The organism is Pseudomonadota bacterium (assembly GCA_027624955.1).
GTDB lineage: Bacteria > Pseudomonadota > Alphaproteobacteria > UBA828 > UBA828 > PTKB01.
Map to the genome: position 1 here is coordinate 15,630 of JAQBTG010000044.1, position 13,134 is coordinate 28,763.

13 protein-coding genes are annotated in these 13,134 nt (G+C 59.1%); 10 read left to right on the plus strand and 3 right to left on the minus strand.

Annotated features, from left to right (window positions below):
• The first annotated feature begins 61 nt into the window (after nucleotides 1–61).
• The 7 genes from O3A94_14735 to O3A94_14765 all read left to right on the plus strand — a co-directional run bounded on the left by O3A94_14735 (nucleotide 62) and on the right by O3A94_14765 (nucleotide 7,749).
• Nucleotides 62–841 (plus strand): phosphotransferase, encoded by a 780-nt coding sequence (locus O3A94_14735; GenBank protein ID MDA1357508.1) that lies wholly within the window; start codon nucleotides 62–64, stop codon nucleotides 839–841.
• 25 nt (nucleotides 842–866) lie between these two features.
• Nucleotides 867–998: a hypothetical protein gene (locus O3A94_14740; GenBank protein MDA1357509.1), complete on the plus strand. Its 132-nt coding sequence runs from the start codon at nucleotides 867–869 to the stop codon at nucleotides 996–998.
• Nucleotides 999–1,020: 22 nt separating this feature from the next.
• The gene (locus O3A94_14745; protein ID MDA1357510.1) at nucleotides 1,021–2,352 is read left to right on the plus strand and encodes an aspartate aminotransferase family protein; all 1,332 of its coding nucleotides are present in this window, start codon (nucleotides 1,021–1,023) and stop codon (nucleotides 2,350–2,352) included.
• Between the two features lie 242 nt (nucleotides 2,353–2,594).
• Nucleotides 2,595–3,293: a 2-phospho-L-lactate guanylyltransferase gene (cofC, locus tag O3A94_14750; GenBank protein ID MDA1357511.1), complete on the plus strand. Its 699-nt coding sequence runs from the start codon at nucleotides 2,595–2,597 to the stop codon at nucleotides 3,291–3,293.
• The gene (gene cofH, locus O3A94_14755) at nucleotides 3,290–5,725 is read left to right on the plus strand and encodes a 5-amino-6-(D-ribitylamino)uracil--L-tyrosine 4-hydroxyphenyl transferase CofH (protein ID MDA1357512.1); all 2,436 of its coding nucleotides are present in this window, start codon (nucleotides 3,290–3,292) and stop codon (nucleotides 5,723–5,725) included. Before cofC ends, cofH begins: the two co-directional genes overlap by 4 nt.
• A 4-nt stretch (nucleotides 5,726–5,729) precedes the next feature.
• Nucleotides 5,730–6,710, plus strand: a complete 981-nt coding sequence (locus tag O3A94_14760) for a S1C family serine protease (GenBank protein ID MDA1357513.1) — start codon at nucleotides 5,730–5,732, stop codon at nucleotides 6,708–6,710.
• Nucleotides 6,711–6,735: 25 nt separating this feature from the next.
• Nucleotides 6,736–7,749, plus strand: a complete 1,014-nt coding sequence (locus O3A94_14765) for an SMP-30/gluconolactonase/LRE family protein (GenBank protein ID MDA1357514.1) — start codon at nucleotides 6,736–6,738, stop codon at nucleotides 7,747–7,749.
• Nucleotides 7,750–7,751: 2 nt separating this feature from the next.
• Here O3A94_14765 and O3A94_14770 read toward each other — a convergent pair whose 3' ends face one another.
• Together O3A94_14770 and O3A94_14775 are read right to left on the minus strand one after the other, a co-directional pair.
• Complete coding sequence (locus tag O3A94_14770; GenBank protein ID MDA1357515.1) at nucleotides 7,752–8,714, minus strand: transketolase family protein; 963 nt, start codon at nucleotides 8,712–8,714, stop codon at nucleotides 7,752–7,754.
• Entirely contained in the window at nucleotides 8,711–9,544 is an 834-nt protein-coding gene (locus O3A94_14775; GenBank protein ID MDA1357516.1) for a transketolase, read from the minus strand. Before O3A94_14775 ends, O3A94_14770 begins: the two co-directional genes overlap by 4 nt.
• Nucleotides 9,545–9,717: 173 nt before the next feature.
• Between O3A94_14775 and O3A94_14780 the strand changes: the two genes are divergently transcribed.
• The 3 genes from O3A94_14780 (at nucleotide 9,718) to O3A94_14790 (ending at nucleotide 11,019) form a co-directional block, all read left to right on the plus strand.
• Nucleotides 9,718–10,047 carry a TraR/DksA C4-type zinc finger protein gene (locus O3A94_14780; GenBank protein ID MDA1357517.1) on the plus strand — a complete coding sequence of 110 codons (330 nt, stop codon included), beginning with the start codon at nucleotides 9,718–9,720 and terminating at the stop codon, nucleotides 10,045–10,047.
• 33 nt (nucleotides 10,048–10,080) lie between these two features.
• Nucleotides 10,081–10,716, plus strand: a complete 636-nt coding sequence (locus tag O3A94_14785) for a 2-hydroxychromene-2-carboxylate isomerase (GenBank protein MDA1357518.1) — start codon at nucleotides 10,081–10,083, stop codon at nucleotides 10,714–10,716.
• Nucleotides 10,717–10,809: 93 nt separating this feature from the next.
• Nucleotides 10,810–11,019 (plus strand): hypothetical protein, encoded by a 210-nt coding sequence (locus O3A94_14790; protein ID MDA1357519.1) that lies wholly within the window; start codon nucleotides 10,810–10,812, stop codon nucleotides 11,017–11,019.
• 311 nt (nucleotides 11,020–11,330) lie between these two features.
• Here the strand turns inward: O3A94_14790 and O3A94_14795 are convergent.
• Nucleotides 11,331–13,134, minus strand: a 1,804-nt coding sequence (locus tag O3A94_14795) for a hypothetical protein (protein ID MDA1357520.1), incomplete at its 5' end; no start/stop codon positions are given.

The window sequence follows — 13,134 nt, forward strand, 5'->3', positions numbered from 1 at the left end:
CAGGAGCGGGATTATCACGCCGAGCCATGATGATCAGATCGACAGCCTCGCCCGTGTCGCCTTGCTGCGTTGGGGCCTTGAAGGCGCGGCGCTCCGCCTGCTCAACCGCTCAGAGAACTCAACCTATTTGGTAGCGCCTGAGGACGCCGGCACGCCGGTGGTCCTCAGGGTGCACCGAGAAGGCTACCACACGATCAACGGCATTAAGACCGAACTCGCGTGGATGCGGGCACTACAGGCAGAGGCCGGGGTCAAGACCCCGCAGGCTATCCCCGGGCTCGATGGCGAGGACATCCAGACAGTTGCCGAACCGGTGCTTCGAGGTTCGCGCCACTGTGTCCTGTTCGATTTTATCGAAGGCAAAGAGCCAGCTCAAGACGAGGATTTGCGCGAACCTTTCAAACAGCTCGGTGAAGTCGCGGCCCGCACCCATATCCATAGCGAGCACTGGGCTCGGCCATCCTTCTTTGAGCGGCTGAGCTGGGATTTCGAGCATTCCCATGGCGCAACGCCCAATTGGGGCCCCTGGGCAGAAGGCCCCGGCGTCACACCAGAGTCGCACAGGCTTTTGACGCGCGCGGTCGATACGATTGAGCGCCGGCTCGCCCGCCTGGGCAAAGCGCCCGATCGATATGGCCTGATCCACGCAGATTTCCGATTGGCCAATCTTCTCATCCATGATGGCGACGTGCGAGTGATCGATTTCGACGATTGTGGGCTCGGCTGGTTCCTCTACGATGCGGCAACCGCGGTCACTTTTTTCGAGCACCACCCAGAAGTGCCCGAACTGATGGACGCCTGTCGAGGGCTATCGTCGGGTTCGGACCTTGTCGAAAATTGAGGAGACGGAACTCTGGACCTTAATCATGATGCGGCGGCTGACTTTGTTCGCCTGGTTCGGCTCGCACGCCGACACGCTGCTCGCGCGCCATCAAGGCCCAGGCTTTTGCGACGTAAGTTGCGAATTGGCTGAGCGCTATCTGCTGCGCTTCGGTTAAACCCAAGACAACAAGGCACGACATGAAAACGAAGCCCCACAAAATTCTCTCGCAAAATGCTTTTATCGACGCGCGCAGCACCGAGGTCTACGCCGAAACGCGCACCCTTCTCGCTCGCCGGAAAAGAAATTTTGGGGCCTCTTCGGTCCTGTTTTATCGCACGCCACTTCATATCGTGCGTGCCGAAGGGATATGGATGATCGCGGCTGATGGCCGGCGCTATCTTGATGCCTACAACAATGTGCCCTCGATTGGGCACAGCCATCCACGGGTGGTGGAGGCGATCGCCGCACAGGCCACGAAAATTAGCGTCAGCACACGTTATTTGCAGGATGTGATCGAGCAATATGCCGAACGCCTTAAGGCAACGCTGCCGAAGGCGCTGTCTAATTTGGTCTTGACCTGCACCGGTAGCGAAGCCAATGACCTCGCGATGAGGATCGCGAGGAGCGCGACCGGCGGGCGCGGCTTCGTCGTGACCGAGACGGCCTATCACGGCAACACAACCGCAGTGACCGAGATTTCGCCCGCGGTCTTCACACGCGCGGGCACGCCGCGCCATGTGCGGCTCGTCGCGCCGCCATCGCGCGCGGCCCATGGTGAAGATATCGCGGGCGGCTTCGCGGCTGCTGTGGGCGCTGCCATCGCCTCTCTTGAGCGCGCGCGCATTCCATTCGCTGGGTTGATCTGCGATTCGATCTTCTCGAGCGACGGAGTCTATGCCGACCCGCCGGGCTTTATCAAGAAAGCCGTCAAGACCGCGCGCGCGGCCGGCGGCCTATTCATCGCCGATGAAGTACAGCCCGGCTTCGCCCGCACCGGCGATCATATGTGGGGCTTTGGACGTCACGGCGTCACGCCCGATATCGTCACTCTTGGCAAACCGATGGGCAATGGCTATCCGATGGCGGGGCTGGCCGTACGGCCCAAGCAATTGACCGCGTTCTGCGACGATGTCGGCTATTTCAACACGTTCGGCGGCAATCCGGTGGCAGCCGCTGCGGGTCTCGCCGTGCTCGATGTGATCGCGGAAGAGGGTATGCAGGAGAACGCGCGCCTGATCGGTGCCGCATTGCGAGATCGCCTGGCTGCGCTCGCCTCGCGTTTTCCGATCATCGCCGAGGTGCGCGGTGCCGGTCTCTTCATCGGCGTCGAACTGCGTAATCCTGACGACCCGACGCGCCTTGATTCGGATACCGCGACCCGCATTTGCAATGGCATGCGCGATCAAGGCGTTTTAATCGGCTCGGCTGGCCGCTATGGAAACGTATTGAAAATCCGCCCACCGTTATGCATGAAAATCGAGCATGTGGATTTCCTTATCGACGCATTGGAGAAAACCCTGGGCGAATGAGACCGATGGGTCCGCGGCGCCAAGCAACAACCGCATGAAATTTGCGTGTTAATGAATCTAACTTTTTCCTCAGGTGGCGGAGAAAAGCAGAGATGAGAAAAACAGCGCCAAGCGCACGGCTCGTTTGACAGAACGCCGCCTTTTTCATAGCGTCACTTGATCGCCTGAACCCTCCGGCTGGGCTGATAAGGTTTGAGAATTAAAAGACAATTTTCCTTGTGCGTGGGCTTGGTTTAGCGCTGATGTGGGCGGTCGTTCCCGTTAAAGATTTGGCCGGCGCCAAAGCGCGTCTGTCACCCGTGTTGAGCGCTGATGAACGGCGTGAGCTGTTCCGCGCGATGCTGAGCGATGTCCTCGCCGCCCTCGCGGATACGCCATCGCTCGACGGCATCGCACTGATCACGCGCGACCCAGCGGCCGATGTGCTGGCGCGCCGTTTTGGCGCCGAGACCATCAGCGAAGACCAGAATAGCGGCCAAACCGAGGCCGTAGCGCATGGTATCTCCCAACTGATGGCGCGCGGCGTAACGGATATCATGCAGGTCCCCGGCGATGTGCCGCTGGCGACTGCAGCGGAATTCGAACAAGTGATTGCCGCGCATTCACCTGCGCCAGCTATGACGATCGTTCCGGCGCGCGACCAGCAGGGCTCGAACTGCGTGGTCTGCTCGCCGCCTGATTGCGTGGCGCTACGCTTCGGCGACAACAGTTTTTTCCCGCATCTCTATACGGCACGGCGGGCCGGCATTGAGCCGGTGATATGCGCCTTGCCCGGGCTCGGGCTCGATATCGACACGCCGGATGATCTGGCGGAACTACTCGCACGGCCGGCGGACACGCTGAGCACCGAGACCTATATCTATCTGGGTGGCAGCGGAATTGCTGCACGCCTCCAAGAAATTCAGGGTGAATCTGGCATGAAGGCAGCGGCGACGGCATGAACGGCATAGCAAAAATAACTCCCGCCAGAGCGTCTGGCGAAGAATGGTTGCGCAGAATTAGCGCCTTGCCGCGCGACGAACTCGAGGGTCAGGCCGCTCAGCTGCGCGACAGCGCACATGGCGATCTCATCACCTATTCGCGCAAGGTTTTTATCCCACTGACGCAGCTGTGCCGCGACGTCTGCCATTACTGCACCTTCGCCCATCCGCCCAAAAAAGGTGAGCGCGCCTATCTCACGCCAAATGAAGTCGTGGCGGTCGCTCGCGCTGGCGCTGAAGCTGGATGTAAGGAAGCCCTATTCACGCTCGGCGACAAGCCGGAGCTGCGCTATTCCGTGGCACGCCGCGAATTAGAGGAGTTGGGCCATGAGACCACGCTCTCTTATCTGGCCGCCGTCGCTAAACTGGTGCATGACGAAACCGGCCTGCTGCCGCATCTCAACCCGGGGATTCTGACGGCGGAGGATGTAGCGGCGCTGCGCGCGGTATCGGTGTCGCAAGGTATCATGCTGGAGAGCCTGTCCGAGCGCCTCTGCCAAAAAGGCATGGCGCATCACGGCTCACCGGACAAGCATCCTGCTGTGCGCCTCGAAACTTTGCGCCTCGCCGGTGAAGCGGCGGTGCCGTTTACCACTGGCATTCTGATCGGTATCGGCGAGACGCGCTTGGAGCGAGTTGAATCCCTGTTGGCGATAAACGAACTCCACGCGCGCTACGGCCATATTCAGGAAATCATCATACAGAACTTCCGCGCCAAGCCGGGAACACGCATGGCGGCGGCGCCTGAGCCAGATCTTGATGAGCTGCGCTGGACCATTGCCGCGGCGCGCCTGATCTTCGGCGCCGAGATGAACATCCAGGCGCCGCCCAATCTCAGCCCCGGTGGCCTTGCGCCGCTGATCGGCGCCGGGATCAATGATTGGGGCGGAGTTTCACCGGTGACGCCGGATTTCGTCAATCCTGAAGCGCCCTGGCCGCATCTTGATGCACTGGCCAAACAGACCGCCGATAGCGGCAAGCGCCTGTGTGAGCGCCTGGCGCTCTACCCGACCTATTCGCGAAACGCCAGTCGCTGGCTCGCACCGGCCATGCACACCGCCATCCTGCAAGCGAGTGACAGCGTTGGCCTAGCCCGCACCGAAGATTGGTCCCCAGGCACGACGCAAGACCTGCCGGTCAGCGAGAAGCACGCCCCGCCCGCGCCAACATCGGAGCTGCGCCACACCCTTGCCAAGGCGGCAAACGGAAAAGACCTGAGCGAAGCGGAAATCATCACTCTGTTCGAGGCGCGCGGCGCTGGTTTCGATGCGGTCTGCGAGACGGCGGATAAATTGCGTGCCGAAGTCAGCGGCGACGTGATCCGCTACGTCGTCAACCGCAATATCAACTACACCAATATCTGCTATTTCCGCTGCCAGTTCTGCGCCTTTTCGAAAGGCAAGATGAGTGAGAATTTGCGCGGCCGGCCCTATGATCTCGATCAAAGCGAGATTGCCCGGCGCGTTAGCGAAGCCTGGCAGCGCGGCGCTACCGAAGTTTGTATGCAAGGCGGCATCCACCCGGATTACACCGGCCAAACCTATCTGGATATTTGCCGCACCGTGAAAGACGCGGCGCCGGATATGCATATCCATGCCTTTTCCCCACTTGAGGTGTGGCAAGGCGCGGAGACGCTGGGCGTGCCGCTCGATCAGTTTCTCGGCGACCTCAAGGCCGCCGGTCTTGGCAGCCTGCCCGGTACGGCGGCCGAAGTGCTCGACGACGAAATTCGCGCCATCATCTGCCCCGACAAAATCAATACCGCCCAGTGGCTGGAAGTCATGGAAACTGCACATGGAGTTGGGCTCAGGACGACCAGCACGATCATGTACGGCCATGTTGAGGCGCCGCAGCATTGGGCGCGGCATTTGCTGCGCTTGCGCCAGTTGCAGGCGCGCACGGGTGGCTTTACCGAATTCGTGCCACTCCCCTTCGTCCATATGGAAGCGCCGATTTACCTCAAGGGTCGCGCGCGCAAAGGCCCGACTTACCGCGAAGCCATCTTGATGCATGCCGTGGCGCGTCTCGCGCTCCATCCGCATATCCAGAATATTCAGACATCATGGGTTAAAATGGGCCCCGATGGCAGCCGCGCATGTCTGCAGGCCGGCGCCAACGATATGGGCGGTACACTTATGAACGAAACCATCACCCGTTCCGCCGGCGCCGCCTGGGGCCAAGAATTGGCGCCTGATCAGATGGAGCAACTGATCAAAAGCATCGCCCGCACGCCGCGTCAGCGCACCACCCTCTATGGCCCGGTGCCGGGCGAACGTGAAGCCGCATCGAGGGTCGCGACGCCGCTCAATCCAGTTGTTAATACATCCCCACAAACCATTAAAAATAAAACAATAACATTAAAATCACCTTCCGCGTCGAGAGCGGCTGGCTAGCCCTATGGCAGGTGAATATCAGGAGTGGCAGATCCCGCCCGCCAATCAGCCGAAACAGGAAGACTGCGCGTTCGACCTGAAAGCCGCGCTGTCTTCTGTTTTCGCGCTGCGCTCCGAAATACCGGAGGATGCTTTCACAGCACAGGTTCTCGGCACCGAGCGCGCCGGCAATGGTGTCTTGATCCGCGCCGACGGCTTGGTACTGACGATCGGCTATCTGATCGCCGAAGCGGAAACCGTATGGCTCCTATCCAACGACGGCGCTGCGATCCCGGCCCACGTCGTGGCCTACGACCACCATACCGGCTTCGGTCTGGTCCAGGCCTTGGCAAAGATATCCTCGCCCCCCATCCCGCTTGGCAACGCTCAGGCCGCGGAAGCCGGCGATCCGGTCATTGTTGCCGGGCATGGCGGATTGCGCCACGCGCTCAGCGCTTGGATCGCGGCCAAACGTGAATTCGCCGGCTATTGGGAATACCTCCTCGACGAGGCCATCTTCACCACCCCGGCACATCCAAATTGGGGCGGCGCCGCGCTTCTCGATCGCGATGGAAATTTGCTCGGCATCGGCTCCCTGTTCGTCCAGCAGGTCGAGGACAACGATTCCCAGACCGAGGGCAACATGATCGTCCCCATCGATCTGCTCGACCCGATCCTCGATGACTTGCTGAAGTTCGGTAAAAGCCAGCATCCACAGCATCCGTGGCTCGGTGCCTATGCGGCTGAATCAAACGGCCACATGTTTATCGCTGGCGTGGCGGAAGGCGGCCCAGCCGAAAGTGCCGACATTCAGGTCGGCGACGTGATCCTCGCCGTTGCCGGCGAATCCGTCAGCGACTTGGCCGGCATGCTGCGCAAGACCTGGTCGCTCGGCAGCGCCGGCGTAGAGGTTCCGCTAACCCTGTTGCGGGACGATGAAATATCCAACATCAACGTCACCTCATCCGACCGCATGCTTTATATGAAGACGCCCAAACTCCACTAACAAACTGCACGAAGCGGTCACAAATATGGCGCCAAACCCCCTCGCCGGATTTCACGTCGATCCCGCCAATATCGAGTATGTCGGCCAAGGTCTACAACGCCCTGAATGCATCCTTGCAGAGCGAAATGGCACCCTGTGGAGCGCCGACGCGCGCGGTGGCGTGGTACGCATCGCACCTAACGGCACCCAGGCGCTCATCACCTCTACCGAACGTGCGATGTTTTCCGATGCAGACGATGAAGAGACGCGCTTTACCGAGGGCACCCTGCCGAACGGTCTTGCCTTTGCGGAGAACGGCGATTTTCTGATCGCAAATTATGGCACCGACCTGCTCGAGCGCATGACCCGCGACGGGCAAACCCAGACGTTGCACGACAATATCGACGGCAAACCCATGGGCAAGGTGAATTTCGTCCTGCGCGATTCAAAGGACCGCCTATGGCTCACCATCTCCACCCGGGCCACGAATTGGATGCGCTCCTTTACTCCGGATGTCGACGATGGCTATGTCGCGCTGGTCGACCGCGGCACCATCCGCATTGTCGCCGACGGCTTCACCTTCACTAATGAAGTCCGCCTCGATGCCAAAGAGGAATTCCTTTATGTGGTCGAGACCACGGGAAAGCGCGTCTCGCGTCTCCGCGTGGGCAAAGACGGTGCGCTTACCGGGCGCGAAATATTCGGCCCGTCCAACCTCGGAAAAGGGTTCCCGGACGGGATCGCCTTCGATTCTTTCGGAAATTTGTGGGGCACGTTGATCATGTCCGATCAGCTCTTCGTGCTCACCCCCGAGGGCGACTGCCAAATTCTGCTGGACGACGGCAATTCAGAAGCCACGGACGCCCTGGAAAAAGCATTCTACGAACGCCGCGTCACCCCCGAACTGATGCTAGCCGCCACCGGCGCCATCGCACCCTGGATGGCCAGTGTTACCTTCGGCGGTCCGGACTTGAAAACCGTTTATCTCGGCAGTTTACGGGGCACCCGCATCCCCTATTTCCGCTCGCCCGTCGCTGGGCACCCGATGGTGCATTGGTAGATTTAGGCAAGCAGCTCCCGGCAAAATTTCACGATATTGGCGCAGCTTAAGCCATAGCCCTCGCGTACCTTGCCGGTTGGGCCAACGACGGCGAATTCGTCGGGCATTCCGACCATCCGCATAGCCGTGGGGTTTTCGCGCGCCAACAATTCCGCCACCGCGCCGCCCAGGCCGCCGGTGATGCGGTGCTCTTCGGCGGTGACAATGCCCTTGGTTTCAGCTGCCGCCGCCAGCACCGCATCGCGGTCGAGCGGCTTGATGGTGTGCATATTCAACACCCGCGCTGCCACACCATCAATGGCGAGCACGTCTGCCGCTGCTAGGGCATCCGCGACCAAACAGCCGCATGCGATAATCGTCACGTCACCACCCTTGCGAAGGCAATCCGCCTGGCCAACACGAAACGCCGCATCCGGAGCGCTCACCGGCGGTTCGGGAACGCGCCCGCCAAGGCGGATATAGACCGGCCCGTCGATCTCACTGGTGGCAAAAACCGCCTTCCACGCCTGGTGGACGTCAGCCGGAACAATGGCGGTCATGTTCGGTAGCGCCCGCATCAACGCCAAATCTTCGAGGGCATGATGGGTACCGCCCGATACGCCGAGTGAAATTCCGCTCGCTGCTGCGCCGATGACCACACGCTGATGGGCGTAAGCAACATCATTGCGCAATTGTTCAATTGAGCGCGCGGTAATGAATGGCGCATAGCCGCATAGAAACGGCCGCATGCCCGCCGTCGCCAATCCGCTCGCAATCCCCATAGCATTCTGCTCGGCGATACCGACATCGATCACGCGATCCGGATGTTTCCCGACGAACCCGCGCAGGCCGATCAAGTCCAGGGTATCGGCGGAGATGGCGACGACCGAATCATCCCGGTCCGCCATTTCAGTAAGCGCCAGGCCAAACGCGAGGCGTGTTTGGTCCGCTGCCTGACTGACGGCGCTTTCCGACATGGTGATCATAGTGGCTCTCCCAATTCGTCGAGCGCTTTTTGGTAGATTTCATCGGTGATTGTGTTTTGATGCCAGAGATGGGTGTCCTCAGCAAAGCTGACGCCCTTGCCTTTGACCGTATGGGCGATCATCAGCGACGGCGTGTCCGCCGCGTATGGCAGCGCGTCGAGCGCCGCGACAATTTCCGCCATGTCGTGGCCATCCAATTCGCACACCGACCAGCCGAATGCCCGCCATTTATCAGCAAGCGGCTCCAACCCCATCACGTCATGCACATGGCCGCCTTGTTGAACCTTATTGTAGTCGATAATGGCGGTCAGACTGGAAAGCCTAAGATGGGCAGCGGCCATCGCCGCTTCCCAATTGGAGCCTTCCTGCAATTCGCCATCGCCGACCATCACCACGGTTCTAGATTGACGTTTTTTCAGGCGCGCCCCAAGCGCCATGCCGACGCCGACGGATAGCCCGTGACCAAGTCCGCCGGTGCTCATTTCCACGCCGGCCAGTTTGATATCCGGATGCATTCCCATCAGAGTCTGATAACCGTAAAACTCATCCAGATGGCTGTCAGGGAAAAATCCGGCCTGCGCCAACACGGCGGCGAGCGCACCGTTTGCATGGCCCTTGGAGAGGACGAAACGGTCGCGCTCCGGCCATTCCGGCTCTTCGGGGCGCAAATTCAAATAATGGAAATAAAGCGCCGCCAACAGGTCGGCCGCCGAGCTAGAGCCTCCGATATGCCCTGAGCCGGCGGCATGAAAGGCGCGCCAAACGTTCCGGCGGATAATCAGGGCTTCATTGGCCAGCCGCTTCAACACGGCTTCTGAATTACTCGCCATTCGGTTTCTCCTGGCCACCTGTGATGAGAGCGTGAGCGGAAAATCTATTCTGCCGCTGCAGGGCTGTCGAACCCTATTTGGCAGCTTGCTTGGTGCACAATATTGAATTCGGGTATCATGTTCCCACGTATCACCTATTCACTCCGTGGCCCCAGCCAAAGAAAGAAACCGGCATGACAGACCACCAAGAGCTCCAAAACCAGCTCAAGGAGAGACTCGCCTCCCTAGAGCACCGTGTTGCCGGTCTCGAGGGCGACCTGCGATCCGCTCATAGTCAGGATTGGGAGGAGCGAGCGTCAGAAATATCCGGCGACGAAGTGCTCGAAGGGCTGGAAGGTGCCGCGCTTGACGAAATCGCGCAAATCCGCGCCGCCTTAAAGCGCATTAAAGACGGCGAATATGGCGCCTGCCACAATTGTGCAAAGCATATCGGCGCCAAGCGACTGGCCGCCCTTCCCTTCGCGGTACTGTGCATCGATTGCGCCAGCCAGGCCGGGTCTTGAAATCGATGACAGCATGAAACACGCGAAAAACTCATGACCAAGGCGGTCTGGTATTTCGATTTCATTTCTCCCTTTGCCTATCTGCAATGGCAGGATATGGATCGGCTGCCTAATAGCCTGGAAATCTCATATCGGCCGGTTCTATTCGCCGGCCTGCTCAATCATTGGGGTCACCTTGGTCCAGCCGAAATACCGGCCAAGCGACGCCACACCTATCGCTATTGCCACTGGCTGGCGGGGCAGCGCAACATTCCATTCAAGCTGCCACCGGTGCACCCGTTTAATCCACTCAAAGCGCTCAGGCTAGCCGTGGCGTTAGGCGAAGACAGTGCTGCAATCAACGAAATCTTCAATTTCATTTACGCCGAAGGCGGCGATGTGGAGGGCGCCGACGGATGGCGCCGTTTGACGACACAGCTTGGGCTCGCCGACGGCGATGCACAAATCACCGCGTCCGAAATTAAACAGGCGCTAAAGGACAATACCGACGAAGCACTAGCAGCAGGCGTTTTCGGCGTTCCGACCTTCGTCGCCGACGGCGAGATATTCTGGGGACAGGACGGAACTGGCATGTTTCTCGATTGGCTCAAAGACCCGGCAGGTTTCGCCACCGGAGAGTTCGCCCGCATCGCCAATTTGCCGTATGGCGCGCAGCGCGCGCGGCGATAACCCGCAAACGGAGTTAGAATCCGCCTCCAAGAAGGTAAACAAAGCTCCGATGACGGCAAATTCTTGATCTGCGCCGAGGCCGGGCTTTCTCCGGTGAAGCAAGGAGTACAATCCTATTTCTCCATCGAGCTTGCCAAGGCGAAATCTTGCGGTACCGAAGAGACCTTCGGATTCTATCCGGGCAAGGCCAGCAACGCTTTCACTAAACTGTATACGCAAGTCAGACAGAATGAGAGCTTCACGCTCTATACCGTTTACACCGCCAATGCCGTCAGCTTGCCAAAAATTTATAAGACGGTATGACCTGCCATTTAGGTGATCAATAGAATATCGGAAATCCACCCTGTCCGGCAGATCGCTACCACATCATCGAAAAACACGAAACCGCATGGCACGGCTCGACAGCCGATCTCGACGCCGACGACACTGCGGTTCTCCGTTAACTTGGCGTGTAACTATTTATTCGTTCAAGATCGTGAGTTGGCGCAACCATATGGGCGTTTGGGTGGCGAGAGAAAAATACATGTTCGGGAATCATTTCACCATGCAATCCGGAGGATGTGGCTCTCTCGGCAGATTGCTTTTTCGAACTCAGCGGATCGACTTAAGAACCGCTAATCTTCGAATACATCTTCCTCTTCCTCTTCCTCTTCGCCGATGAACACTTCTTCTTCCTCATCGTCATCATCGGTGAAGATGTCAAACTCATCGTCTAATGGAGCTTCGTCGTCAGAGAAGAGATCTTCGCCGGCGGAGGCGTCCTCAATTTCGTCACCACTTTCGACGGCGTCTTCCTCGGGCGCCGTTTCAATAAGATTATCCCAGAAATTTCCGAGGAAATTATCGCCACCATCCCCGCTTTCACCGCTCTCGCCATCTCCGCCAGCGGCCGGCGCCACCGTCAGATCGGTGCCAAGCGAGAAGTCGACGCTGAAGATATCGGCGACGAAAGACGACGATGATTGCAGAGCAATCGGACTGCCGAAATCAATCTCGGGTTCTGGAACGGTCGGGGAGGCAACGATTAAGTCGATAATCTGTTCGGGGTCGATATCCACTTCAGCATCCACCAGCGGCTGGAATGCCACGGTCACGCCGTTGATCACAAAGGTTGCACCGGTCAGCTCGCCGAGAAAGCCGAAGCCGAAAACATCTCCGCCACCAAAGACGCCATCAATCACGCCACCAGTTGCATCGAAATTAAGCGGCCCCGTGGTGTTGGCAACAAAAGGATTGTCGACGTTCAATCCCGCATCCACCTGGCCGATCACGCCGGTGGCCAGGATTGTGGCTGATTCCGCATTTAGTGCGGTCAAACCACCGAAGATGTCCGTGGCCGAAATAGTAATCACGTTTTCGCCAAGAACCACCAATGCTTGGCCAAGATCAACGGTACCACTGACTTCGATATCACTCACATCTATCGTGAAGACATCGAGGGTCGACGCGATTGTGAAGTTATCCGCGCTAACAACATTGAGTTGGCCGAGCGGGTTGGCTTCGCTGGCAAAGTCGTCGCCGCCGAAAGTGATATTGCCTGCACCTGGCGCCAACGTCAGCGTCGCTTCGTCGCTTGCCGATGAACCGCCGCCGTTAAAGTTGATATCGCCGTCGCCACTGTATGTCGAAACAACGACGTCACCGTCGACATTGACGCTGGCGTTAAAATTTATATCGCCTTCAGCGAATATGGTGAGACCACTTAGCGTGAGCGTACCCGCTCCGATCGTGATGTTTCCGTATGCTGCGAGTTCGGTGATCGTTGCGTCGTTCTCTTCATCCAAGAAGATATCGCCGCCAGTAACCCCACCGGCAACCGCTGACAATATGTCTGCCGAAACTGAAACCGCGGTCACGTCATCGCCGATATTGCCGCCCGCAGAGAGGCCGACCGCGGCCGCAGTGGCCCTTCCACCGCCCGCAATGATATCTCCGCCTGCGGCAACTACGATGCTATCGCCCGCCGCGGAGAGCGTGCCGAGAGTAATGTCGGCCAGTGACGTCAGGAACACATCGCCATCTCCTTCGGCCTCTGTGCCTGCACTGATATTCTGCGCCACGATGTCCGCATCGACCCCCACGAGAATACCACCATTCTCCGTGGTGACGCCGTCCAGCGTGACCGCCTCGGTGGTGCTGTTGATCACGATGCCGCCATCCCCATCCGACACCGCCGCCGCAATTGTAACGCCGCTTGCGCCCACTGCATCGAGCAAGATGTTGCCGTTTGCCCTGACATCTGCGGTCGTCACGTCCATCTCCAAGCCGTTGTCAACCGCACCTACGGAACCCGCATCGATGGTCAGGCTATTCGCCACGATCACAGCGCCTGCATTGTCTTCGTCATTGACGACAGCGCCGCCGGCTGTAATTACCACGTCGCCCGTTGTCGTCACGCTACCCAGCGTCACGCTGCCT

Bases quoted from the DNA above. Each gene is read 5' to 3' on its own strand.
- O3A94_14740 (MDA1357509.1), top strand. From the start codon at position 867: ATGATGCGGCGGCTGACTTTGTTCGCCTGGTTCGGCTCGCACGCCGAC.
- O3A94_14745 (MDA1357510.1), top strand. From the start codon at position 1,021: ATGAAAACGAAGCCCCACAAAATTCTCTCGCAAAATGCTTTTATCGAC.
- cofC (MDA1357511.1), top strand. From the start codon at position 2,595: ATGTGGGCGGTCGTTCCCGTTAAAGATTTGGCCGGCGCCAAAGCGCGT.
- cofH (MDA1357512.1), top strand. From the start codon at position 3,290: ATGAACGGCATAGCAAAAATAACTCCCGCCAGAGCGTCTGGCGAAGAA.
- O3A94_14760 (MDA1357513.1), top strand. From the start codon at position 5,730: ATGGCAGGTGAATATCAGGAGTGGCAGATCCCGCCCGCCAATCAGCCG.
- O3A94_14765 (MDA1357514.1), top strand. From the start codon at position 6,736: ATGGCGCCAAACCCCCTCGCCGGATTTCACGTCGATCCCGCCAATATC.
- O3A94_14770 (MDA1357515.1), bottom strand. From the start codon at position 8,714: ATGATCACCATGTCGGAAAGCGCCGTCAGTCAGGCAGCGGACCAAACA.
- O3A94_14775 (MDA1357516.1), bottom strand. From the start codon at position 9,544: ATGGCGAGTAATTCAGAAGCCGTGTTGAAGCGGCTGGCCAATGAAGCC.
- O3A94_14780 (MDA1357517.1), top strand. From the start codon at position 9,718: ATGACAGACCACCAAGAGCTCCAAAACCAGCTCAAGGAGAGACTCGCC.
- O3A94_14785 (MDA1357518.1), top strand. From the start codon at position 10,081: ATGACCAAGGCGGTCTGGTATTTCGATTTCATTTCTCCCTTTGCCTAT.